We start from the raw sequence: 21,148 nt of genomic DNA on the forward strand, positions 1-21,148 counted from the left end.
AATGACGCGGCTTTCCGCGGATTCTCCGCTCAACCGAGGCGCTTCACCATGATGTCGCGGACCGGACCGCTCTCGGTCACGGCAAAACCCTCGGAACGATACAGGGCTGCGGCATGGTTGCCTTGCTGCACGCTCAGGCTGATCAGGCGATAGCCGGCCGCACGAGCGTGAACGCCGACCTCGCGGATCAGAGCACGCCCGACTCCCCTGGCTCGCCAGATCGGCCGCACCCCGATGATGAGCTCGGGAATCCCGGTGCCGACGTATCCGAAGCCGGGATCGCTGCGCGGCAGGGTCCGATACCACGCCGCCCCGATGGGCTCTTCGAACTCGTCCACCGCGAGGAAGCCGGCATCTCCAGGGCGCATCCATCCCGAGAGATATCGGCGGTACTCTGCGCTGGCGATCACCTCATGCCTCGGGCGGACGTCGTCGAGCTGCCAGTTGGCAGCCTCGACGACCATCTCGGCGAGGAACCCGCCATCGGACACCGCTGCTGGACGAACGCGGAACGCGGACATGCGGCGAGTGTAGCGACCTCGTGTTACGCCTCGATGACGAGCGGCACGATCATCGGCCGACGACGCAGCTTCTGGTTCACCCAGCGACCGATCGTGCGCCGGATGATCTGCGACAGCGCATGCGTGTCGTGCACGCCGTTGCCGGATGCCTCCTTGAGCGCCGCGATGATCTTCGGTGTGATGTCATCGAACACCGAGTCGTCCTCGGCGACGCCGCGTGCATGAATCTCCGGTCCGGAGATGATTCGGCCGGTGCTGGCGTCGACCACGACGATCACAGAGATGAATCCCTCTTCACCCAGGATCCGGCGATCCTTCAGGTCGGCATCCGTGATCTCACCGACGGTGGAGCCGTCGACGTACACGAAGCCGATGTCCAGCTGGCCGGCCACCCTGGCTTCGCCGTCCTTGAGGTCGATCACCGTGCCGTTGGCGGCGATGAACGTGCGCTCTTCCGGGATCCCGGTCTCCTGCGCGAGCTTCGCGTTGGCGTAGAGGTGCCGGGACTCGCCGTGCACGGGGAGAACGTTCTTCGGCTTGAGGATGTTGTAGCAATAGATCAGCTCGCCCGCGGCGGCGTGGCCGGAGACGTGGACCTTGGCATTGGCCTTGTGCACCACGTTGGCGCCGAGTCGCGTGAGACCGTCGATGACGCGGTAGACCGCGTTCTCGTTGCCGGGGATCAGGCTGGACGCCAGGATGACCGTGTCACCCTCGCCCACCTCGATCGCGTGATCGCGATTCGCCATGCGGCTGAGCACCGCCATCGGCTCGCCCTGCGATCCCGTCGACATGAAGACGATCTTGTCGTCCGGGAGGTCGCGCGCCTTCTTGTAGTCGATCAGGACGCCGTCCGGCACTGTCAGGTACCCGAGGTCTGCGGCGATCGTCATGTTCCGGACCATGCTCCGCCCGAGCAGCGCGACCCGGCGACCGTGCGCGGCTGCAGCATCGAGCACCTGCTGCACGCGGTGGATGTGGCTGGAGAAGCTCGCCACGATCACACGGCGAGGAGCCTTGCCGATCACCTGATCGAGCACCGGTCCGATCGAGCGCTCCGTGGGGGTGAAGCCTGGCACGTCGGCATTCGTGGAGTCGACCAGGAACAGATCGACTCCCTCCTCACCGAGGCGGGCGAATGCGCGAAGGTCGGTGATCCGTCCGTCCAGCGGGAGCTGGTCCATCTTGAAGTCGCCGGTGGCGAGCACGAGACCGGCCGGCGTTCGGATGGCGATCGCCAGAGCATCCGGAATCGAGTGGTTGACCGCGACGAACTCGAGGTCGAACGGACCGACCTGCTCGCGCTCCCCCTCCTTGACGGTGAGGGTGAAGGCCTTGATCCGATGCTCCTTGAGCTTCGCCTCGACGAGGGCGAGCGTGAGCCCGGATCCGATCAGCGGAATGTCGCTCTTCAGACGCAGCAGGTACGGGACGGCGCCGATGTGGTCTTCGTGGCCGTGCGTGAGGACGACCCCGACGATGTCGTCGAGGCGATCCCGGATCGGCTCGAAGTCGGGCAGGATCAGATCGACACCGGGCTGGTGCTCCTCGGGGAACAGCACGCCGCAGTCGACGATCAGGATCTTGCCGTCGTATTCGAAGACGGTCATGTTGCGGCCGATCTCGCCGAGCCCACCGATCGGGATGACGCGCAACGTCCCTTCTGCGAGCGGTGCGGGTTCTGCGACGGGGATGGACATGCTGTCTCCTCTTTCGGACGCTGTGCGCGTCCGTTCGTTCATGAGGGCGCGTCTCAGCGCCCGATGTCTCAGCGCGTGGTGCCGTGCACCTTCGGAAGTGCGCCGCCCGCAGCCGCGTTGCGGTCGGGGCGGAAGTTGGAGAAGTCGGCACCGGGCACATCGTTCACGAGGTCGAGTTCGTCCTCGATGAGCGCGGCTTCCCACTCCTCCGGCCCCACGAGAGGCAGGCGGACGCGCGGGCTGGAGATGCGGCCGAGGCCGTGCAGGATGTACTTCGCAGCCACGGTGCCCGGAACGTGGGTCATGACCGCACGGACGAGCGGCTCGAGGCGCTTGTGCTCGGCCGTGGCGGCGGCCAGGTCTCCACGGTTCACCGCGTCGACGATGGCACGGTACGGGGCCGCGGCGACGTTCGCTGTGACGCCGATGAGACCGGCTGCGCCGATCGAGAGGTGCGGAAGCACGTTGGCGTCGTCACCCGAGAAGTACATCAGGTCGGTCTGATTGAGCACGCGGCTGACCTCGGAGAAGTCCCCCTTGGCGTCCTTCACGGCGAGGATGTTGGGGTGCTTGGCCAGGCGCATGATCGTCTCGTACTTGATCGGAACACCGGTGCGACCCGGGATGTCGTAGAGGATCACCGGCAGGTCGGTCGCGTCCGCGACCATGCGGAAGTGCGTCAGGATGCCGGCCTGGGTGGGCTTGTTGTAGTACGGCGTGACGATCATGATGCCGTCCGCGCCGGCCTTCTCGCTGGCCTTGTAGAGCTCGATCGCGTGGGCCGTCTCGTTCGACCCGCCCCCGGTGATGATCTTCGCGCGTCCGGCGGCGACGGACTTGCCGACCTCGACGAGCTTGAGCTTCTCAGGGTCGGTCAGGGTCGAGGTCTCGCCGGTCGTTCCCGTCACGACGATGCCGTCCGCACCCGCGGTGATGACGTCATCGATGTGCTTCTCGACCGCGGGCCAGTCGACTTCGCCGTCGGCCGTCATCGGAGTGACGAGCGCGACGAGAACCTGTCCGAATGGATTACCCGAGTGCGTCATGGTCCCAGCGTATCGTTTCGGATGCCGCTCACCCAGACGGAACGACCCTGATCACGTCACCGCGCGCGACGCTGACCTTCCCGCTCAGCACAAGCCCGGCATTCACGCCCTCGGATGCTTCGCTCGACCGCTTGCCGAAGAGCTCTACGGCCGCGATGCGGGAAACCGCGTGCTCGGCGCCGCGGCGAAGGATGACGACGGTGTCGTCGACGCGGACGGTGCCAGCGGAGACTGTTCCGGTCGCGACGATTCCTCGGCCCGTGATCGTGAACACATCCTCGACCGCCAGTTCCCCTCCGGACGTGTATTGCGACGGGGAGAACACCGGACTCGCTGGTCTCGCCTCGACGGCGACGCCCTCCACCATGGCCGTCAGTCGAGCGGCCTCCGCCTCGTTGTAGCGGCGGAGAATCTCGCCGGCATCCTGTGGATCGCGCTTCTTCCCGAACAACCAGCCCATGCGGTCGATCCTAGGGAATGCCCCGCCTCGACCGCTCGCCCTGCTCGAGCTCAGAAGCGACCGCGGCGGCCGGCGCCGGCGAGCAACGACGCCGGGAGCACTCGGGTGAGGGCGACGATCGCCTTGTAGCGCCACGACGGCACCGACACCGATCGTCCGAGCGCAGCGTCGCGGAGCCCCTGTCGCACCACTGCTCGAGCATCCAGCCACATCCACGAGGGAACCCCCTCCTGGCCCGGCGGCAGCCCCATCTGCTCGTGGAACGAGGTGTGCGTGAAGCCAGGGCACAGCGCGGTGACGGTGACTCCGTCACGCGCGTATTCGACATTCGCCCAGCGGCTGAAGCCGACGAGCCATGCCTTGCATGCGGAATAGGTCGAACGCGGGATGAATGCGGCCACGGACGCCACGTTCACGATCCGACCTCCGCGACCACGCATTCCTTGCAGCGCGGCGTGCGTGAGGCGCATCGGCGCCTCGACGTGGAGACGCAGGTGACGCACTTCATCGGCGAGATCATTGTCGGCGAACCGCAACGACAGCCCGAAGCCAGCGTTGTTGATGAGCAGATCCACTGGCGCGTCGGCATCCGTCAGCAGCGATGCCACCCGCTCGAGCTCCGCCTCGTCAGTGAGATCGGCCGGCACCACTTCCACCGCGACACCGTGCGCACTGCGCAACTCGGAAGCCAGCGATTCCAGGTTCTCGGCCGAGCGTGCCACGAGGATCAGATCCGCCTGACGACGCGCGAGCTGACGGGCGAACTCCGCCCCGAGCCCTGCGCTCGCCCCGGTGATCAGTGCGGTGGGCATCAGCGCTCGTACCCCAGGAAGCGGTAGCGGACGCCGGTGCGGGAGGTCTGCCACTCCCCCTCGTCAACGAGTCGCCATCCGGCCTTCGATGGCGCGTACGCATCGCCGGCGACCTGGAGTTCGAGTTCGGTGACCTCAAGCCGATCGGCATCGCCGATCACCTGTCGGAAGATCTCGGCTCCACCGATGATCCACACACGATCCTGTCCGCGTACGGCCTCCGTGACGGTCGCCGCGCGACGCGCTCCGTCCGCTGCCCAATCCTGCTGGCGCGTGATCACGATGTTCTCCCGGCCGGCCAGCGGCCGGAAGCGCTCGGGCAGCGAATCCCAGGTCTTCCGCCCCATCACGACCGGGGCGCCGAGGGTGACCTCTTTGAAATGGGCGAGATCCTCCGGCACATGCCACGGCATACCGCCCTCGGCGCCGATGACCCCGCCGTCCGCCTCGGCCCAGACCAGGCCGACCCAGGTCATACGGCGACCGCCGCTCGGATCGGCGCGTGGTGCTGATAGTCCTCCACCACGAAGTCATCGAAGCGGTAGTCGGAGATCGACTCCGGGGTGCGGGCGAACCGCAGCTTCGGGTAGGGGTATGCGTCGCGGGTGAGCTGCTCGCGCACCTGATCGACGTGGTTGTCGTAGATGTGGCAGTCGCCGCCGGTCCAGACGAAGTCGCCGGGTTCGAGACCGACCTGCTGGGCGATCATCATCGTGAGCAGCGCGTAGGAGGCGATGTTGAACGGAACGCCGAGGAAGAGATCGGCGCTGCGCTGATACAGCTGGCAGGAGAGCTTGCCGTCGGCGACGTAGAACTGGAACAGTGCGTGGCACGGGGCGAGCGCCATGTCCGGGATATCGGCCGGGTTCCAGGCGGAGACGATCAGCCGACGCGAGTCCGGAGTGCGACGGATCTGCTCGATGACGTCGGAGAGCTGATCGATGCTCTCTCCGTCGGGCGTCGGCCATGAGCGCCATTGGACGCCGTAGACCGGGCCCAGGTCGCCGGAGGCATCCGCCCACTCATCCCAGATCGTGACGCCGTTCTCCTGCAGCCAGCGCACATTCGAATCGCCGCGGAGGAACCAGAGCAGTTCGTACGCGATTGACTTGAAATGCACGCGCTTCGTCGTGATCAGCGGGAACCCCTGCGCGAGGTCGAAGCGGATCTGCCGGCCGAAGACGCTCGTGGTCCCGGTGCCGGTGCGATCCGACTTGTGCGTGCCGGACTCCAGCACGTCGCGGAGCAGGTCTTCATACGGCGTCGGGACGGCTGCGCTCATGACTGCCACGATACCCGCACCCGTGTGGAGGAGGGGCACGGGGCGCGCGATCGTCATGGTCGGAAACAACGGCCCGCACCTGCCGATCCGCGTCGTACTCTCGATCCATGTCGCCGGAAATCGCACTCGCGGTCGCGGGAGCACTCCTCGTGCTCACCGTGCTCCTCGGTGTGGTGCTGCGCCGCCGCGAAGGACGACGGGTGGATGCAGGGGAACTGCGGTTGCACCCGGCCGACGTCTCCGAATCCGAGCGCGGCTCGAGGGCGACGCTCGTGCAGTTCAGCACCGAGATGTGCACGCGGTGCCCCCATGTGCGGCGGATGCTGCACAGCTATGCCGAGCACCACGACGGCCTCCGGCACGTCGAGGTGGACCTCACGCACCGCCCCGACCTGTCGGCGCGGTACAAGGTGCTGCAGACGCCGACCACGTTCCTCGTGGACGATGCCGGGCGCGTCCGCGCCCGTTTCCACGGCGTGCCGCACCGGCACGCACTCACCGAGGCCCTCGCCGCCGTCTGAGGCGCGCAGACAGGAGCAGAGATGACCACTCCCGCAGGCATCGACCCGCGCGGTCCGCGCTTCGCCGCGAGCGTCACGGCAGCATTGCTGCTTCTCGCGACATTCCTCGGACTGATCGGGATCTCGACCGCCAGAGGGCCGGCCGCGTTCGGCTGGTTCGCCTATCAACCGAACGCCGACGCCACGTTCGTACCCGGTGGCGACTGGGCGATCCAGGCGGCCGGCATCGGCCAGCGCGCCCTCGATCCAGGCTTCCTGCTCACCCTCGTGATCGCGCTCCTCTTCCTGTGGAGCGTCGTCTCCCCGACGACGGCGCCGTGGGGCGTGCTGTTCCGTCGCGCCATCCGCCCCCGTCTCTCGCCGCCGAGCGAGCTGGAGGACCCGCGTCCCCCACGGTTCGCGCAGGGCGTCGGCCTCTTCGTGGTCGGTATCGGGCTGGTTCTGCATCTGGCCGGGGTGCCCTGGGCACTGCCGATCGCCACAGCCGCAGCCTTCATCGCCGCATTCTTCAACGCCGCGTTCGCCTTCTGCCTCGGCTGCCAGATCTATCTGCTGCTGCAGCGCGCCGGAGTCGTCGGCCGCGCACCATCTGCCGCCTGAATCCGGTTCCCTCCCCTGTGCTCGCTCGATAGGCTGGCGAGACAGCGCTACCGCCCATGGGAGCGCGAGAACCGGAGGAATCATGCCCGTCACCAGTGAAGCCGCCGCCACCTGGACCGGATCTCTCTTCGAGGGGTCGGGCACCGTCGCGTTCTCGTCGTCGAAGCTCGGCACTTTCCCGATCGACTGGAAGGCCCGCAGCGAGGGCAGCGACACCACGACCACGCCGGAAGAGCTGATCGCCGCCGCACACGCGTCCTGCTTCAGCATGGCGTTCTCCAACATGCTGGCTGAGAACGGCACCCCGCCGGAGCGTCTCAACACCACGGCCTCCGTGACGTTCAAGCCGGGTACCGGGATCACCGGCAGTCACCTCAACGTGAACGCCGTGGTCGCCGGGATCACCCCGGAGAAGTTCCAGGAGCTTGCGAACGGCGCGAAGGCCGGTTGCCCGGTCTCTCAGGCACTCGCGGCGATCGAGATCACCCTCGAGGCGACTCTGGCCTGATCTACCGGGCGATCCGCTCCAAGCGGATCGCCGAGCGGATGCTGGCCCGGGCGTCCTTGCGATGCCCGGCAGCATCCTGCACCACGCCCAGACGGTAGCGGGCGCGCCATTCCTCCGGCGCAGCGTCCGCCTCGGCTGTGTAGCGGGCCAGCAGCGGCTCCGCATCCGCCCGAGCCACGCGACCACTGGGAGTGAGTTCCGTCTCCGCCTCCGGCATCCCGCCCTCGGCGTCGAGCGTCCGTCCGAGCCGGTCCGCGGCGAATCCGAACTGCATCTCACGGATCAGAGCCCAGGCGCCCAGTGGCGCCAGGACGACGAGCGCGATACCCATCCCGATAGACACCGGCGTTCCGACCGCGATGAACATCACCGCGAGCCAAACCGCGACCGCGAGGTAGAGCAGCAGGGCGGCGCCCATCAGGCCCACGCCGATGCGCGACATCACGAGCGGATGCCGATGTCGATCATGTTCTCCAGGCCCACCACGACGCCGGTGGCGTTCAGAGCGAACGGCACGGCGAGGCGGATGCCGGGCGCATAGGCCAGCGCCGGCTCGATCGTGTCATGCGTGAACGTCAGCGACTCCCCCGGGCCGGAGAGGATCACGTCCTGCTTGGCAACGACGCCCGGGCGCCTCAGCGAGTGGATGGGCACGGTGCCGACCTGCTGTCCACGGGCACGCTGGTCGGCATGCGGGGCGCTCACCGGCCCCTGCTCCGCGCGGGCTGCAGCGATGAGCTCAGCGGTTCGGACCGCGGTACCGCTGGGAGAGTCGATCTTCGTCTCCCGATGCGCCTCGACGATCTCGGCCGAGTCGAAGAACGGCGCAGCTGCGGCAGCGAGTGCCGACCCCAGCACCGAGCCGAGGGAGAAGTTCGGGATGAAGACAGCACCGGTGCCGGCGGCCTCCACGAGGGGACGGATCAGGGCGATCCGCTCCGACGACCAGCCGGAGGTCGCGACCAGCACGTTGATGCCGCGTTCGACCGACGCGCGGACGATGTCGATGCTCACCTGCGGGGTGGACGCATCGACGACAAGATCCGCACCGTCGAGCTCGGAGAGGTCACTCGCGGAAGTCAGGACACGGCTGACCTCGAAACCCTCGAGTTCGTCGATCACGCCGTTGATGATCGTGCCGAGCTTCCCTGTTCCGCCGACGAGTGCTACCTGCGTGGTCATGCGTCCAGTCTATTTCGCTGCATGCTTCGCCGTCCGCGCGGCGCGGCGGCATCGCACGAGTCTCTGAATCAGACCGGCATCGCGTCAGGGACACCGGTGCGCAGTTCGACCGGGAGATGACCGGTGTCGTTGTGGGTCAGCAGCGTCCACGGGCGCCCCTGCTTCTGCGCGATCACGGTGAGGCCACAATGTGCCTGGTTCAGCGTCATCCACCGCCACTCCGGCGTTCCCAACACCTCGCGCACGAACCACGAGATCACGAAGTTGTGGGTGATGAGCACCTCGTGGACTTCTCCGGTCTTGCGCACCAGGAACTCGTTCACCGCGTCGGCCATCTGCGCGCGACCCGCCTCGATCTCGGCCTCGGTGATCGACCCGAAGAACGGCTCGAAAGCCGCAGGGGTCTCCTCCGTCATGCCGGTGGGAACGCAGTCGAACAGCAGCGCCGTCGGCTCCGGGTCGACAGAGGGCAGCCGCGCGGCGATGGCTCTCGCCGTCTCGTTCGCCCGCAGCAACGGGGAATGCCATACGGCGTCGAGCGGGAGCCCGGAGAGCCGGTCGGCGATCAATTCCGCCTGACGCTGCCCCCGTGGCGAAAGAGGTCCATCGGTGAGGCCGTGCTCGGCATCCTGATGTTCACCATGTCTGACCAGATATATATAGTGCGTCACAACTCGCTCGCTTCGTCGCCCGCATTCGCTGGACGTCGTTCCACCATATGCCACGCATATGACAAGCGTGTGACGCGACGTCAGTTCCCGACGCGGTTGAGATCGGCGACCTGCGCGCGTGACAGGGTGACGCCCGCGCCTTGCATCAGCTCGTCGACATGGTCGGTCGCGAAGGTGTTCACGATGGGTGCGACGATCGTCCGCTGCGCGAGCAGCCAGGCGATCGAGACGGCGGCCACGGGCACGCCGAGGTCGCCCGCGACCTGGTCGAGCGCGCGCAGGATGCGGATACCGCGGCGATTCAGTTGTTCACGCAGCTGCTCTCCTCTGACCCCCTGCGATGTCATGCCCTTACGGCGGTGACGCCCGGAGAGGAAGCCGTGCTCGAGCGCGTGCGACGGGGTGACCGCGAGATTCTGCGCACCGGCGACGAGACGGAGGTCTCCTTCGAAGGGCTGGCGGCGCACCAGGTTGTATGGCGCGTCAATCACCTCGATGCGCGGGTAGCCCGCGGCGGCCAGGATGCGCGCCTCGACCAATCGCTCCGGCGCGAAACCGAAGGCGCCGATGGCGCCGATCTTTCCGGCATCCACGAGCCACTCCACGGTCGCGAGGGTGTCCTCGAGGTTCGTGGTCGCGTCGAGCGTCGCGTCGAGGTAGAGCACATCGATGCGCTCGACACCGAGCCGCGTGAGCGACCCCTCGACGGCCCGGACCAGGTTCACCGAGCCGAGGCCCGGATTGTCGGCGTGCGCGCCGATGCGCACGCTGAGGAGCGTGCGATCACGGTGGCCGCGCGATCGCAGCCACTGACCGATGATGTGCTCGCTGCGTCCGCCGGAGAAGCCGTCGGCCGTGTGGATGGCGTTGCCGCCGAACTCGATGTAGCGATCGAGGATGCCGTGGCTGGTCTCCAGATCGACGTTCCAGCCGAACTCCGCGGCGCCCAGCATCATCGGGAAAGTCTCGAAACCGGTCTCGCCCAGAGGGACGCGAATGGTCTCACCGATGCCCGGACCGACCACCGGAATCGGGGCCGAGGGATGTTCGGAGAGCTGCTCCGGTGCGCGCTCGGTGGAGGCTCCTGGGCCTGCACTGAACAACCGCATACTCTTCACCCCCGCGTCAGCCGGGTCTCACCCCGGCTTGCGTACTACCGAATGCACCCCCCGGTGCGTACTTCGAGGGTAAGCGAGATCGGCGAACGTCCCGTCCAATCCGGGGAACGGCGCGAAAACTTCCGATAACGGTTTGATCACATCAGATACGACGAAGACCCGGGTTTCGGCCGTTGCCGACCGAAACCCGGGTCTGTGGAACGTCAGTGCTTACTCGGCAGACGCCTCAGCCGGAGCATCCTCAGCAGGTGCAGCATCCGCCGCAGGAGCCTCGTCGATGACGGGCTCGAGGGACAGCTTGCCGCGGTCGTCGATCTTCGTGATCTTCACGAGGATCTTCTGACCGACCGAGAGGACGTCGTCGACGTTCTCCACACGCTTGCCACCGGCGAGCTTGCGCACCTCGGTGACGTGGAGCAGGCCATCCTTGCCCGGAAGCAGGGAGACGAACGCACCGAAGGTGGCGATCTTGACGACCGTACCCAGGAACTGCTCACCGATCTCGGGGTTGGTCGGGTTCGCGATCGCGTTGACCTGCGCACGCGCGGCCTCGGCCGACGGACCATCGGTCGCGCCGATGTAGACGGTGCCGTCCTCCTCGATGGAGATCTGCGCGCCGGTCTCGTCCTGGATCGCGTTGATCGTCTTGCCCTTCGGACCGATCAGCTCACCGATCTTGTCGACCGGGATCTGCACGCTGATGACGCGCGGCGCGGTGGGCGCCATCTCGTCAGGAGCGTCGATCGCGGAGTTCAGGACGTTGAGGATCGTCAGACGCGCATCGCGCGCCTGCGTCAGCGCACCGGCGAGAACAGACGTCGGGATGCCGTCGAGCTTCGTGTCGAGCTGGATGGCGGTGATGAACTCACCGGTACCCGCGACCTTGAAGTCCATGTCACCGAGAGCGTCTTCCGCACCCAGGATGTCGGTCAGCGCCGCGTAGCGGGTCTCACCGTCGACCTCGTCGGAGACGAGGCCCATGGCGATACCGGCGACGGGAGCGCGCAGCGGCACACCCGCGTTCAGCAGCGACAGAGTCGACGCGCAGACCGAGCCCATCGACGTCGAACCGTTGGAGCTGAGAGCCTCAGACACCTGACGGATCGCGTACGGGAACTCTTCGCGGCTGGGCAGCACCGGCACGAGGGCGCGCTCGGCGAGGAAGCCGTGCCCGATCTCGCGACGCTTCGGCGAACCGACTCGGCCGGTCTCACCGGTCGAGTAGGGCGGGAAGTTGTAGTGGTGCATGTAGCGCTTGCTCGTTGTCGGCGACAGCGAGTCGATCTGCTGCTCCATCTTGAGCATGTTCAGCGTGGTGACACCCATGATCTGGGTCTCGCCGCGCTGGAAGATCGCGGAGCCGTGCACGCGCGGGATGACCTGCACCTCGGCGTCGAGCGGACGGATGTCCGCCAGACCGCGGCCGTCGATGCGGACGCTCTCGGTGAGGATGCGCCCACGGACGATCTTCTTCGTGACCGACTTGTACGCGGCGGAGAACTCCAGCGGAGCCGCAGCAGGCAGGTTGCCGGCCTCGGTCGCCTCGATCAGCTCGGCGCGAACGCGGTCCTTGATCGCGTCATCCGCGTTCTGGCGCTCCTTCTTGTCGGCGATCTGGTAGACGCCGACCAGGTCGTCGTAGGAACGCTCGGCGACGAAGTTGTAGACCTCTTCGCTGTACGGCAGGAAGACCGGGTAGACACCCGGCTCCTTCGACGCCGTTGCCGCCAGTTCGGCCTGAGCCTTGACGAGCTGCGCGATGAACGGCTTCGAGGCCTCGAGGCCCTGAGCGACGATCTCTTCGTTCGGCTTGGTGGCGCCGGCCTTGATCAGGTTCCAGCTGCCCTCGGTGGCCTCAGCCTCGACCATCATGATCGCGACGTCTTCGGTGCCATCGGCCTTCGTGACGACGCGACCGGCGACGATCAGGTCGAACACGGCCTCGGAGACCTGTGCAGCGGTCGGGAACGCGACCCACTGATCGGCGTGCTCGCCCTGACCGGCGATGAACGCCAGACGAACGCCGGCGACGGGGCCGGAGAACGGCAGACCGGAGATCTGCGTCGATGCCGAAGCCGCGTTGATCGCGAGCGCGTCGTAGAACTCGCCCGGAGCGATCGAGAGAACCGTGATGACGATCTGGACCTCGTTGCGGAGGCCGTCGACGAACGACGGACGCAGCGGACGGTCGATCAGACGGCAGACCAGGATCGCCTCGGTGGAGGGACGGCCCTCACGGCGGAAGAACGAGCCGGGGATCTTGCCGGCTGCGTAGGAGCGCTCCTCGACGTCGACCGTCAGCGGGAAGAAGTCGAAGCCCTCGCGCGGGTGCTTGCCTGCGCTGGTGGCCGAGAGGAGCATGGTTTCGTCGTCGAGGTACGCGGCGACGGCGCCCTGAGCCTGCTGCGCGAGGCGGCCGGTCTCGAAGCGGATGGTGCGGGTGCCGAAGCGGCCGTTGTCGAGAACGGCCTCGGTGGCGGTGATTTCAGGACCTTCCAAGAGGTCTCTCCTTCTTTGTTTAGACTCGCGAGTCCGTGTGACGCGCGAGCGTGTTCGAGAAGGAGCGGAAACGGACAGATATGGGCGCGCGGGCAGTCCCGCGAATCTCGCCTGCGCTGGCCACCAGTAGAAAGCCACCCGACACCGTTTGCCGAGGAACCCACCACAGGGGACCAGCTTCTCCGCCGTCCGCTCCGTAAGTCGATATGAAGTTGGACGGCTGCCCGAAGGCAACCGCATCCACCCTACCAGCGGGATCCCGAGATCCTGCTGTCGGGCGCTGGCGGAGTGGTCAGCGCACGCCGACGCCCTCCCGCGCGGGCGAGCGGCCGAGATACACATAGTCGTCGTGCTTGGAGACCCGCCCGTCTCCGGCGGCGCGCCCGTGCAGCCGACGCCACACCCAGGGCAGCGCGTGGCGTCGCCACCACAGGCCGGTGCTGAGCGTCTCGTGCTCGTGCAGCACCGCGTCGAGCGCCCCGAGCGCGTCGGCGTGCGGGACTCCGAGCACCTCACCGGCTCGATAGGCGAGGAACCGGTGCCCACGGCTGCTGAGGTGCACGAGATCCTCGCCCCAGTTCGGCCGATCCCCCAACGACGGATGCAGGTCTGTATCGATGAGGATCGCACCGGTGCGCGCGGCGATCCCCGTGAGCAGGGTCGCGAAGGCGGCGAAGCGCGCGGTGTAGATCGAGGCGGCACGACGCCCCGGCAGGAACGGCGTCACCAGCACGACATCGGCGCCGATCGCGCGGAGTCTGGACACCGCGTCCTCGAGGCGTGCGGCGAGTGCAGTGATGTCGACGCGATACTTCACCAGATCGTTGGCACCGATCAGGATCGAGACGAGATCAGGGCGCAACTCGAGCGCGCGCTCGAGTTGGGAACCGCAGACGTCCGAGACCCGCTTCGATCGGATGGCGAGATTGGCGTAGTGCAGACCGCCGCGCGCCGCCAGCAGCAGGGCGAGGCGATCCGCCCATCCGCGCAACGCCCCGTCGGGCGCCGGATCGCACAAGCCCTCGGTCAGCGAATCACCGAGTGCGACGTAGCGCCGCCACCGTGTCGGTACGGCCGCCGTCGCCAGCTCCGGACGTACTCCGCGGCGAGCGCGAAGGCCGGTGTCCACTCGTCGCAATGCACGAGCCTCCTCGAAATGCCCGATCAACTGATCGCACACGCTCGCCCACGACCGCCCCTGCACGGCGATGCGGCCCGCTTCACCGAATGCCCGCCGCTTCCGCGCATCGCCGACGAGGTCAGTCACCCGCATCCGCAGATCATCGAGGTCTCCGGGGCGATACAGCCATCCGTCGATCCCCATGCGCACAAGGTCGAGCGGGCCGCCGCGGCCCGTCGCCACCACCGGGACACCGCTCGCGTGCGCTTCCTGGAGTGTCTGTCCGAAAGTCTCGCTCTCCCCCGGGTGCACGAAGACGTCGAACGACGCCATCGCTGCGGCGAGCGCATCGCCGTCGAGGTGGCCGAGGAAGCGGGCGTGCGGCAGAAGGCCTTCGAGCTGCGCTCGTGCCGGTCCGTCACCGACGATGACGAGGCGCACCCCGGGGATCCCCTGCAGCGCAGCGAGATCCTGCACCTGTTTCTCCGGAGCGAGCCGGCCGACGTAGCCGACGACCACTTCGGCATCCCATTGCGATCGCAGCGCGCCGGAGCGTCGGCTCGGCTGGAACCGTTCGGCATCGACGCCGCGCCCCCAGCGGCGCATGCGATCGATACCGAGCCGTTCCAGTTGCTGCGCGGACTCCCCCGATGGCACCAGGGTGAGCGTCGCCCGGCGATGCAGCCGCGCGATATGGGTCTGCGCGATGCCGGTGGTCGCCGCTATCCGATATCGCTCGGTGTACGCGGCGACGTCGGTCTGATACGCCGCCACGGACGCCACCTGGAGTCGCTCAGCGGCCAGGACACCGCGCCACCCGAGCGCGAACGGCGATGCCAGATGGACGACGTCCGGCTGGAAGCGGCGCAGCGAAGCGGCCACGCGGTGCGCGGGCGATGTGCCGACACGGACATTGCGGTACCCGGGCAGTGCGAGGCTCGGAATCGGCTCGATCTCCGCCCCGCTCACCTCAGTGGGGATGCCGGCGGCGACCGGCGCGATCACGTGGGCGTCGTGACCGGTGCGTTCGAGGTGCCGCAGGATCTGCAGCACCGAACCGGTGACGCCATTCATGTGGGGAAGGAAGGACTCTGTCACGATCGCGACTCTCACATCCTCAGGATGCGGGTGCCGCGCCGCCGAGACCGTCGGAATCGGCCCCCACCACCAGATGTTCACCGGATGCTGGAGCGCCGGTCACCGGCTATCCCCTCTTTGGTTCCCGTTCACCCGAAACCCGCACAGTTGACGATGTGCCGACCGATGCGCTCGCCGAACTGATGACCGGACCCTGGGCGCTCGCCCTGATGAGCGTCCTCGTTCTCGGCGATGCCTTCTTCGTCGTCATCCCCGGCGAGATCGCCGTCACCGCGCTCGGCGCCCTGTCCGTGACGAACGGAGCGCCGCCGTTGCCTGCGGTGATCGCCTGCGCCGCCGTCGCCGCCGCGCTCGGCGATGTCGCGTGCTATCTGATCGGACGTGCAGTCGGTACCGAGCGCTGGCGGTGGATGCGAGTGCCGCGCGTGCAGCAGGCTCTGGACTGGGCCAGGCGCCGCCTGGACTCCGGTACGGCAACGGTGCTCTTCACCGCGCGGTTCGTGCCGTTCGCCCGGCTGGCGATCAATCTCGTCGCGGGGGCGTCACGGATCCACCCACCGCGTTATCTGGCTCTCGTCGCGCTCGCCGCGACCGGCTGGGCCGTCTATCAGGCATCGGTCGGCGCAGCCGTCGCCGCGGTCATCCCCGGCGGGCCCCTCGTGGCGGTGCCCGCATCGATCGTCGTCGCCGTCGGAATCGGCCTCCTGATCGATGTGTTCGTCCGGCGGATGCGGAAGTGATCTCCCCTCCGGCCGCTGCGGTGACATAGGCTGACGAGCATGAGCACCGAAGAAAGCGCCTCCTCCTCTGAGGACATGAAGCGCAAGTTCAAGGAAGCGCTCGAGAAGAAGAACGCGCACCACCGGCAGGGCGAGGCTCACCTCGACGGCGATTCCGCCGTGCACGGTGGGCCCGCCGCCCCGCAGACGCGGCGCGAGTTCCGACGCAAGAGCGGTTGACCGCATGAAGGATGCGGGAGCAGGCGTCCGCCTGCTCCCGCATCCTTCACCACATCGGTGAGCGCTGCTCAGTTCCCAGAGACTCGCTGCCGCGCCCGCTGTTCCTTCGCCGCCATCTCCGCCAGTGCGGATTCGCTGAGTTCCTGTGTGCCCACGGCCTGACGCTCGTCCGACATACCGTGTTCGTCGACGCCGTCGAGCGACGACTCGTCGAACGGAATCTCTCCGCTCAGCACCTGCCGTACCCGATCACGGTCGATCTGCTTCGTCCACGTGCCGATGAGCAGCGTGGCGACCGCGTTGCCGGTGAAGTTCGTCAGCGCGCGCCCCTCGGACATGAAGCGGTCGATGCCGACGATCACTCCGACGCCGTCCACGAGGTCGGGTCGGTAGGCCTGGAGACCTCCGGCAAGAGTGGCAAGCCCCGCACCCGTGACGCCGGCTGCACCCTTGCTCGCGATGATCATGAACACCAGCAGGCCGATCTGCTCGCCGATCGACATCGGCTGGCCCATCCCGGTGGCGATGAAGAGCGAAGCCATCGTGAGGTAGATCGCCGTGCCGTCCAGGTTGAACGAGTACCCCGTGGGGACCGTGATTCCGACGACCGGCTTCGAGACCCCGATGTGCTCCATCTTCGCGATGAGTCGAGGAAGCGCCGACTCCGACGACGAGGTGCCGACGATCAGCAGGTACTCCCGCGCGAGGTACTTCATGAGGCTGAGGATGTTGACGCGCGTCACGACCCAGAGCAGGGTTCCGAGGACGACGGCGATGAAGAGGATGCAGGTGACGTAGAACGCCACCATGAGGATGCCGAGGCTCCAGATCGCCGCGATACCGGTCTTCCCGACGACGGCGGCGATGGCGCCGAAGGCGCCGAGGGGCGCCAGCCAGAGGATCATCCCGAGGATGCGGAACACCAGCTTCTGCAGGTTCTTCACCGCGTCCATGATCGGGGCGCCGCGATCGCCGAGTCCCTGCAGAGCGAAGCCGGCGAGCAGAGCGATGAACAGCACCTGGAGCACGCTCTCCCCCGTGAACGCGGAGAAGAAAGTGGTGGGGATGATGCCGAGGATGAACTCCTGAGTGGTCTTCGCCTCTCCCGTCACCGCCTCGTAACTGGAGGAGGTCATGTCGAGTCCTGCGCCGGGGTGGATGATGTTGCCCACCAGCAGGCCGATGGCGAGCGCGAAAGTCGACATCACCATGAAGTACAGCAGCGCGAGGCCGCCGATCTTCCCGACGGTCGCGGCCTTGGCGATCGAGCCGACCCCGACGACGATCGTGCAGAAGATGATCGGCGCGATCATCATCTTGATCAGCGCGACGAAGCCCTTGCCGATGGGCTCGAGGCTCTGGCCGACCTCGGGCCAGATGAGTCCCACCGCCGCGCCGAGCACGACGGCGATGATCACGGAGACGTACAGCCAGGTATGCCGATCCCAGGCCTGCTTGCCGCGCCGCGAGTTGTACCCGGGGAGAGAGAATCCCGTCGTGATGGCCATCGTGTCCTCCTTGAACATGAACTTCTTCGTCACATGACCGCCTGCGGCATCGCTGACGGTAGACAACAGCGTCACGGGCTTCACACAGAGACACCATTTGTGGTCGTATTGGTCACTACCGAACCGCCACGACCCGAAGGAGATGCGATGGCACGCGCCTTCGAGGCTCGCAGCGCCGCGTCTCGCGTGTTCATCGTCCTGCTTCTCGTCGGGGTGCTGGTGGGCGCCCTGGTGGCCGTTTTCCTGGTGATCGAGGCGCAGCGTGCGACGCACGCCGAGGCCGAACGCGTCACGAGTGCGACGGCCATCGCGATCGCGGAATCACCCGCCGCGATCGACGCGCTCGCCGCCGGGGACCTCGATGCGGCGACGCGCGCGCTCGAACCGTACGTCCTGGACGTGGCAGACACCGCCGGCCTCGACTTCATCACGGTGATGACGCCGGACGGGGTGCGCGTCACGCACCCGGACCCCGACCAGATCGGCGGTCAGTACCTGGGAACGATCCCCGCAGCCCCCGCGTCGCGCACGGAGGTGTTCACCGGCACCCTCGGACCCTCTGTGCGGACGATCGTGCCGATCCTGTCCCCGGAGGGCGGAGATCTGCTCGGCTGGGTCGCGGCCGGCGTGACCGTGGAAACGATCGCCGAGACCCTGGTGCGGCGCCTGCCGCTGTCGCTCGGCATCGCTGTGTCGGTGCTCGCGGTCGGAGTGATCGGTGCGTGGCTCGCCCGCCGCTTCACGCGGCGCATCGCCGGCGACCTCCCGCCCGGACAGCTGCGGGATGCCGTCTCGTCCTACGAGTCCATCCGGACGCTCGGTGAGGCGTTGCGCGCGCAGACCCATGAGCATGGCAATCGGATGCACACGGCCGTCGCGCTGCTGGAGCTCGGCCGCACCGAGGAAGCGATCGAGATCCTCACCGAGACGTCCCGTCAGAGCCAGTCCCTCGTCGACCAGGTCACCGCTCGCCGCCACGGCGACCCGGCCGTCGGCGCACTTCTGCTCGGCAAGGCGTCTCAGGCCAAGGAGCGGGGCATCGACTGGCGTGCGCAGATCGCGCCGGACGCCCCGCGTTCATCGCTCTCCACGGTCGACAGCGTCTCGGTGCTGGGCAACCTCATCGACAACGCCATGGATGCCGCCGCCGAGGCCTCCGATCGGTGGGTGGAGGTGTCCCTGAGTCGTACCGAAGAGGGCTCGTTGCTGATCGGAGTCTCCGACAGCGGCGCCGGAGTGCCCGAGGGTCTCCGCGACCAGATCTTCACCCACGGTTTCTCCACGAAACCGTCCGGCGTGCAGGGACGCGGCGTCGGACTCGCGCTCGTCCGATCGGTCGTCACGGAGGCGGGCGGGTCTGTGCGGATCACCGACGATCCGACCACGTTCCTGATCTCGCTGCCCGCCGCCTCGTCCGGACGGAGGAAGGCATGATCCGCACCCTGCTCGTCGACGACGATCTCCTGACCCTGGAACTTCACCGCGACTACATCGGACGCCTCGAGGGGTTCGCCGTGGTCGGCGAGTGCACAGGCGCCAGAGCGGCGCTGACGGCCGTGCTCGACCACTCGGCCGGCCGTCCGGTCGATCTCGTCCTCCTGGATATGACGATGCCGGACGGGTCAGGCCTGGACGTTCTCCGCACACTGCGTGCCCGCTCGGCCGCGGTGGACGTCATCGCCATCACCGGGGTGAGAGATGCCGAAGTCGTGCGTCAGATGGCGGCTCTCGGCGTCTTCCAGTACCTGGTGAAGCCCTTCACCTTCGCGACGTTCCGAGAGCGCCTCGAGCAGTATCGCGTCTACCGGACTCAGTCGCAGTCGACCGATGGAGAGGCGACTCAGGCCGAGATCGACGCTCTCCTCGGCGCAGCCAGGCCGACCGGATCGATCCCGATCCCGAAAGGCCTGTCCCCTGGTTCTCTGGAGAGCATCACTGCCGCGATGCGGTCCTCCGACGCGCTCTCGGCGAGTGAGGTCGGCGAGATGCTCGGCATGTCGCGCGTCGCGGCGCGACGCTACCTCGAGCACCTTGTCGCCGAGGGGACACTGGCACGCTCGGCACGCTACGGCGCCCGCGGGCGCCCGGAGACCGAGTACCGATGGAATCGGAGCAGTGGTCCGGCGCACTAGAACGGCACTGGTAATCTCGTGCCGTATGTCCTCAGGGCGGGGTGAGATTCCCCACCGGCGGTGACGCGGCTCGTCCGCGAAGCCCGCGAGCGGACTCCATGGTGGAGCCTGCAGACCTGGTGCGATTCCGGGGCCGACGGTCAGAGTCCGGATGGAAGAGGACGAAAGGAACGATCATCATGTCCAGAATCGCCATCGTCGCTGCCGAATGGCACGCAGAGATCGTGGAGCAGGCCGTTGCATCCTTCGGCGCTCGGCTCGCGTCGCTCGGCTTCGAAGACGTCCGGGTGATCCGCGTCCCCGGCGCTTTCGAGATACCCCTGCACGTGCAGCGGCTGGCTCGAAGCGGAGACTACGACGCCATCGCGACCTGCGCTCTCGTGGTGGACGGCGGCATCTACCGTCACGACTTCGTCGCGTCCGCGGTCGTCGACTCCCTGATGCGCGTGCAGCTGGAGACGGATGTCCCCGTGTTCTCGGGTGTCCTCACACCGCACAACTTTCATGAGCACCAGGAGCATCGGGACTACTTCGCCCGGCATTTCGACCTGAAGGGCCGCGAACTGGCGGATGCCGTCGCGAAGACCCTCGCGAGCCTGTCCTCGATCGGCTGACGCCGGCCGATCGATGCGGGCGGCTCACACACCGTCGCAGTGATCAGCGCTGCGGCTGCGAGGCGAGCCAGTCCGAGAACGTCACCGATCCCCGGTCGGCATCATCATCGGGAAGCAGACTGCCGTCTCGCATCGCACGTCCGAACGCGCCGGGAAGGGCGATCGCCGGCATCCACCCGGTGAGGCCGGTGTGGCGCGCCCACGACCTCATCATCTCGACGAGATCCTCCTCACGCGGGCCGGCGAGGTCGCGCGCGCGACCCGCCGGTGCCGCTTCAGCGAGGTCCACGAGCCGCTGCGCGACCTCGATGACCGAAACGGGCTGCGTGCGCATCCGCACCGCGAGATGCAGCGGCCCGACAGCGGCGCGTCGGTGCATCTGTGCCGCGAAGTCGTGGAACTGCGTCGCCCGCAGAATCGTCCAGGGCGTCTGGCCGGATTGCACTGCCTGTTCCTGCGCGAGCTTGCCTGCGTAGTACGCGTGGGGTGCACGATCGACGCCGACGATCGAGAGGGCCACGTGATGCCCGACTCCTGCGCGCTGTCCGGCGGCCAACAGCTTCGCCGTCGTGGCGGTGAAGAAATCCGTCGACGTCCTGGCGCTCTGCGTGACGACGCTGAGCGCGTCGACCACGACATCCGTGCCCTCGAGCGCCGCGTCGAGGCCCGACCCGCTGCGCACGTCGACGCGGTTGCCCCTGGTCAGCACACGGACGCGGTGGCCGCGTTGCTGCGCCACCCTCACGACCTCCGTGCCGATGATGCCCGTGCCGCCTGCGACTGCGATCTCCATGCGT

General features: G+C 67.5%; 23 protein-coding genes and 1 riboswitch. Of the genes, 8 read left to right on the top strand and 15 right to left on the bottom strand.

Annotation, left to right across the window (positions count from 1 at the left end):
* Positions 1 to 29: 29 nt before the first annotated feature.
* From MRBLWO13_RS16055 to MRBLWO13_RS16085, 7 genes are all read right to left on the bottom strand, one after another.
* Entirely contained in the window at positions 30 to 521 is a 492-nt protein-coding gene (locus MRBLWO13_RS16055; protein ID WP_341975087.1) for a GNAT family N-acetyltransferase, read from the bottom strand.
* 23 nt (positions 522 to 544) lie between these two features.
* Positions 545 to 2,221 (bottom strand): ribonuclease J, encoded by a 1,677-nt coding sequence (locus MRBLWO13_RS16060; RefSeq protein WP_341975088.1) that lies wholly within the window; start codon positions 2,219 to 2,221, stop codon positions 545 to 547.
* Between the two features lie 68 nt (positions 2,222 to 2,289).
* A complete protein-coding gene (gene dapA, locus MRBLWO13_RS16065) occupies positions 2,290 to 3,267 on the bottom strand; it encodes a 4-hydroxy-tetrahydrodipicolinate synthase (protein ID WP_341975089.1) in 978 nt (325 codons plus the stop codon).
* Between the two features lie 28 nt (positions 3,268 to 3,295).
* Positions 3,296 to 3,727: an EF-Tu/IF-2/RF-3 family GTPase gene (locus MRBLWO13_RS16070; RefSeq protein ID WP_341975090.1), complete on the bottom strand. Its 432-nt coding sequence runs from the start codon at positions 3,725 to 3,727 to the stop codon at positions 3,296 to 3,298.
* A 50-nt stretch (positions 3,728 to 3,777) separates the two neighbouring features.
* On the bottom strand, positions 3,778 to 4,539 hold the full coding sequence (locus MRBLWO13_RS16075) for an SDR family oxidoreductase (protein ID WP_341975091.1): 762 nt from the start codon (positions 4,537 to 4,539) through the stop codon (positions 3,778 to 3,780).
* Positions 4,539 to 5,015: a dihydrofolate reductase gene (locus MRBLWO13_RS16080; protein WP_341975092.1), complete on the bottom strand. Its 477-nt coding sequence runs from the start codon at positions 5,013 to 5,015 to the stop codon at positions 4,539 to 4,541. The genes MRBLWO13_RS16075 and MRBLWO13_RS16080 overlap by 1 nt, the downstream gene beginning before the upstream one ends.
* Entirely contained in the window at positions 5,012 to 5,821 is an 810-nt protein-coding gene (locus MRBLWO13_RS16085; RefSeq protein WP_341975093.1) for a thymidylate synthase, read from the bottom strand. The genes MRBLWO13_RS16080 and MRBLWO13_RS16085 overlap by 4 nt, the downstream gene beginning before the upstream one ends.
* 107 nt (positions 5,822 to 5,928) lie before the next feature.
* Between MRBLWO13_RS16085 and MRBLWO13_RS16090 the strand changes: the two genes are divergently transcribed.
* From MRBLWO13_RS16090 to MRBLWO13_RS16100, 3 genes are all read left to right on the top strand, one after another.
* A complete protein-coding gene (locus MRBLWO13_RS16090) occupies positions 5,929 to 6,342 on the top strand; it encodes a thioredoxin family protein (RefSeq protein WP_341975094.1) in 414 nt (137 codons plus the stop codon).
* A 21-nt stretch (positions 6,343 to 6,363) separates the two neighbouring features.
* The gene (locus MRBLWO13_RS16095) at positions 6,364 to 6,942 is read left to right on the top strand and encodes a DUF4395 domain-containing protein (protein ID WP_341975095.1); all 579 of its coding nucleotides are present in this window, start codon (positions 6,364 to 6,366) and stop codon (positions 6,940 to 6,942) included.
* 82 nt (positions 6,943 to 7,024) lie between these two features.
* On the top strand, positions 7,025 to 7,450 hold the full coding sequence (locus MRBLWO13_RS16100) for an OsmC family peroxiredoxin (protein ID WP_341975096.1): 426 nt from the start codon (positions 7,025 to 7,027) through the stop codon (positions 7,448 to 7,450).
* A 1-nt stretch (position 7,451) separates the two neighbouring features.
* Here MRBLWO13_RS16100 and MRBLWO13_RS16105 read toward each other — a convergent pair whose 3' ends face one another.
* The 6 genes from MRBLWO13_RS16105 to MRBLWO13_RS16130 all read right to left on the bottom strand — a co-directional run bounded on the left by MRBLWO13_RS16105 (position 7,452) and on the right by MRBLWO13_RS16130 (position 15,138).
* Positions 7,452 to 7,892, bottom strand: a complete 441-nt coding sequence (locus tag MRBLWO13_RS16105) for a hypothetical protein (RefSeq protein WP_341978448.1) — start codon at positions 7,890 to 7,892, stop codon at positions 7,452 to 7,454.
* Positions 7,892 to 8,632 (bottom strand): 4-hydroxy-tetrahydrodipicolinate reductase, encoded by a 741-nt coding sequence (dapB, locus tag MRBLWO13_RS16110; protein WP_341975097.1) that lies wholly within the window; start codon positions 8,630 to 8,632, stop codon positions 7,892 to 7,894. The genes MRBLWO13_RS16105 and dapB overlap by 1 nt, the downstream gene beginning before the upstream one ends.
* Positions 8,633 to 8,700: 68 nt before the next feature.
* Positions 8,701 to 9,303, bottom strand: coding sequence for a histidine phosphatase family protein (locus MRBLWO13_RS16115; protein ID WP_341975098.1), 603 nt, complete (start codon positions 9,301 to 9,303; stop codon positions 8,701 to 8,703).
* A gap of 80 nt (positions 9,304 to 9,383) precedes the next feature.
* The gene (locus MRBLWO13_RS16120) at positions 9,384 to 10,412 is read right to left on the bottom strand and encodes an aldo/keto reductase (RefSeq protein WP_341975099.1); all 1,029 of its coding nucleotides are present in this window, start codon (positions 10,410 to 10,412) and stop codon (positions 9,384 to 9,386) included.
* A 219-nt stretch (positions 10,413 to 10,631) separates the two neighbouring features.
* Positions 10,632 to 12,920 (bottom strand): polyribonucleotide nucleotidyltransferase, encoded by a 2,289-nt coding sequence (locus MRBLWO13_RS16125; protein WP_341975100.1) that lies wholly within the window; start codon positions 12,918 to 12,920, stop codon positions 10,632 to 10,634.
* Positions 12,921 to 13,212: 292 nt separating this feature from the next.
* Positions 13,213 to 15,138, bottom strand: coding sequence for a GDSL-type esterase/lipase family protein (locus MRBLWO13_RS16130; RefSeq protein ID WP_341975101.1), 1,926 nt, complete (start codon positions 15,136 to 15,138; stop codon positions 13,213 to 13,215).
* 155 nt (positions 15,139 to 15,293) lie between these two features.
* Here MRBLWO13_RS16130 and MRBLWO13_RS16135 point away from each other — a divergent pair, with 155 nt between their 5' ends.
* Together MRBLWO13_RS16135 and MRBLWO13_RS16140 are read left to right on the top strand one after the other, a co-directional pair.
* Positions 15,294 to 15,878: a VTT domain-containing protein gene (locus MRBLWO13_RS16135; RefSeq protein ID WP_341975102.1), complete on the top strand. Its 585-nt coding sequence runs from the start codon at positions 15,294 to 15,296 to the stop codon at positions 15,876 to 15,878.
* Between the two features lie 39 nt (positions 15,879 to 15,917).
* Positions 15,918 to 16,097 (top strand): DUF5302 domain-containing protein, encoded by a 180-nt coding sequence (locus MRBLWO13_RS16140; protein WP_102191886.1) that lies wholly within the window; start codon positions 15,918 to 15,920, stop codon positions 16,095 to 16,097.
* A gap of 68 nt (positions 16,098 to 16,165) precedes the next feature.
* Here the strand turns inward: MRBLWO13_RS16140 and MRBLWO13_RS16145 are convergent, their stop codons facing one another.
* Positions 16,166 to 17,605 carry a cation:dicarboxylase symporter family transporter gene (locus tag MRBLWO13_RS16145; protein WP_341978450.1) on the bottom strand — a complete coding sequence of 480 codons (1,440 nt, stop codon included), beginning with the start codon at positions 17,603 to 17,605 and terminating at the stop codon, positions 16,166 to 16,168.
* A 147-nt stretch (positions 17,606 to 17,752) separates the two neighbouring features.
* Between MRBLWO13_RS16145 and MRBLWO13_RS16150 the strand changes: the two genes are divergently transcribed.
* From MRBLWO13_RS16150 to MRBLWO13_RS16160, 3 genes are all read left to right on the top strand, one after another.
* Positions 17,753 to 19,039: an ATP-binding protein gene (locus tag MRBLWO13_RS16150; protein ID WP_341975103.1), complete on the top strand. Its 1,287-nt coding sequence runs from the start codon at positions 17,753 to 17,755 to the stop codon at positions 19,037 to 19,039.
* Positions 19,036 to 19,737, top strand: a complete 702-nt coding sequence (locus MRBLWO13_RS16155) for a response regulator (RefSeq protein WP_341975104.1) — start codon at positions 19,036 to 19,038, stop codon at positions 19,735 to 19,737. The genes MRBLWO13_RS16150 and MRBLWO13_RS16155 overlap by 4 nt, the downstream gene beginning before the upstream one ends.
* 23 nt (positions 19,738 to 19,760) lie before the next feature.
* Positions 19,761 to 19,904, top strand: a riboswitch (FMN riboswitch).
* A gap of 12 nt (positions 19,905 to 19,916) precedes the next feature.
* The gene (locus MRBLWO13_RS16160; RefSeq protein ID WP_341975105.1) at positions 19,917 to 20,351 is read left to right on the top strand and encodes a 6,7-dimethyl-8-ribityllumazine synthase; all 435 of its coding nucleotides are present in this window, start codon (positions 19,917 to 19,919) and stop codon (positions 20,349 to 20,351) included.
* Positions 20,352 to 20,394: 43 nt separating this feature from the next.
* Here MRBLWO13_RS16160 and MRBLWO13_RS16165 read toward each other — a convergent pair whose 3' ends face one another.
* Entirely contained in the window at positions 20,395 to 21,144 is a 750-nt protein-coding gene (locus tag MRBLWO13_RS16165) for an NAD(P)H-binding protein (RefSeq protein ID WP_341975106.1), read from the bottom strand.
* Positions 21,145 to 21,148: the final 4 nt, after the last annotated feature.

Source organism: Microbacterium sp. LWO13-1.2, assembly GCF_038397725.1.
GTDB lineage: Bacteria > Actinomycetota > Actinomycetes > Actinomycetales > Microbacteriaceae > Microbacterium.

Bases quoted from the DNA above. Each gene is read 5' to 3' on its own strand.
- dapA (WP_341975089.1), bottom strand. From the start codon at position 3,267: ATGACGCACTCGGGTAATCCATTCGGACAGGTTCTCGTCGCGCTCGTC.
- MRBLWO13_RS16145 (WP_341978450.1), bottom strand. From the start codon at position 17,605: ATGGCCATCACGACGGGATTCTCTCTCCCCGGGTACAACTCGCGGCGC.
- MRBLWO13_RS16075 (WP_341975091.1), bottom strand. From the start codon at position 4,539: ATGCCCACCGCACTGATCACCGGGGCGAGCGCAGGGCTCGGGGCGGAG.
- MRBLWO13_RS16150 (WP_341975103.1), top strand. From the start codon at position 17,753: ATGGCACGCGCCTTCGAGGCTCGCAGCGCCGCGTCTCGCGTGTTCATC.
- MRBLWO13_RS16105 (WP_341978448.1), bottom strand. From the start codon at position 7,892: ATGTCGCGCATCGGCGTGGGCCTGATGGGCGCCGCCCTGCTGCTCTAC.
- MRBLWO13_RS16070 (WP_341975090.1), bottom strand. From the start codon at position 3,727: ATGGGCTGGTTGTTCGGGAAGAAGCGCGATCCACAGGATGCCGGCGAG.
- MRBLWO13_RS16155 (WP_341975104.1), top strand. From the start codon at position 19,036: ATGATCCGCACCCTGCTCGTCGACGACGATCTCCTGACCCTGGAACTT.
- MRBLWO13_RS16060 (WP_341975088.1), bottom strand. From the start codon at position 2,221: ATGTCCATCCCCGTCGCAGAACCCGCACCGCTCGCAGAAGGGACGTTG.
- MRBLWO13_RS16165 (WP_341975106.1), bottom strand. From the start codon at position 21,144: ATGGAGATCGCAGTCGCAGGCGGCACGGGCATCATCGGCACGGAGGTC.
- MRBLWO13_RS16160 (WP_341975105.1), top strand. From the start codon at position 19,917: ATGTCCAGAATCGCCATCGTCGCTGCCGAATGGCACGCAGAGATCGTG.
- MRBLWO13_RS16140 (WP_102191886.1), top strand. From the start codon at position 15,918: ATGAGCACCGAAGAAAGCGCCTCCTCCTCTGAGGACATGAAGCGCAAG.
- MRBLWO13_RS16100 (WP_341975096.1), top strand. From the start codon at position 7,025: ATGCCCGTCACCAGTGAAGCCGCCGCCACCTGGACCGGATCTCTCTTC.
- MRBLWO13_RS16080 (WP_341975092.1), bottom strand. From the start codon at position 5,015: ATGACCTGGGTCGGCCTGGTCTGGGCCGAGGCGGACGGCGGGGTCATC.
- MRBLWO13_RS16055 (WP_341975087.1), bottom strand. From the start codon at position 521: ATGTCCGCGTTCCGCGTTCGTCCAGCAGCGGTGTCCGATGGCGGGTTC.
- MRBLWO13_RS16095 (WP_341975095.1), top strand. From the start codon at position 6,364: ATGACCACTCCCGCAGGCATCGACCCGCGCGGTCCGCGCTTCGCCGCG.
- dapB (WP_341975097.1), bottom strand. From the start codon at position 8,632: ATGACCACGCAGGTAGCACTCGTCGGCGGAACAGGGAAGCTCGGCACG.
- MRBLWO13_RS16120 (WP_341975099.1), bottom strand. From the start codon at position 10,412: ATGCGGTTGTTCAGTGCAGGCCCAGGAGCCTCCACCGAGCGCGCACCG.
- MRBLWO13_RS16090 (WP_341975094.1), top strand. From the start codon at position 5,929: ATGTCGCCGGAAATCGCACTCGCGGTCGCGGGAGCACTCCTCGTGCTC.
- MRBLWO13_RS16085 (WP_341975093.1), bottom strand. From the start codon at position 5,821: ATGAGCGCAGCCGTCCCGACGCCGTATGAAGACCTGCTCCGCGACGTG.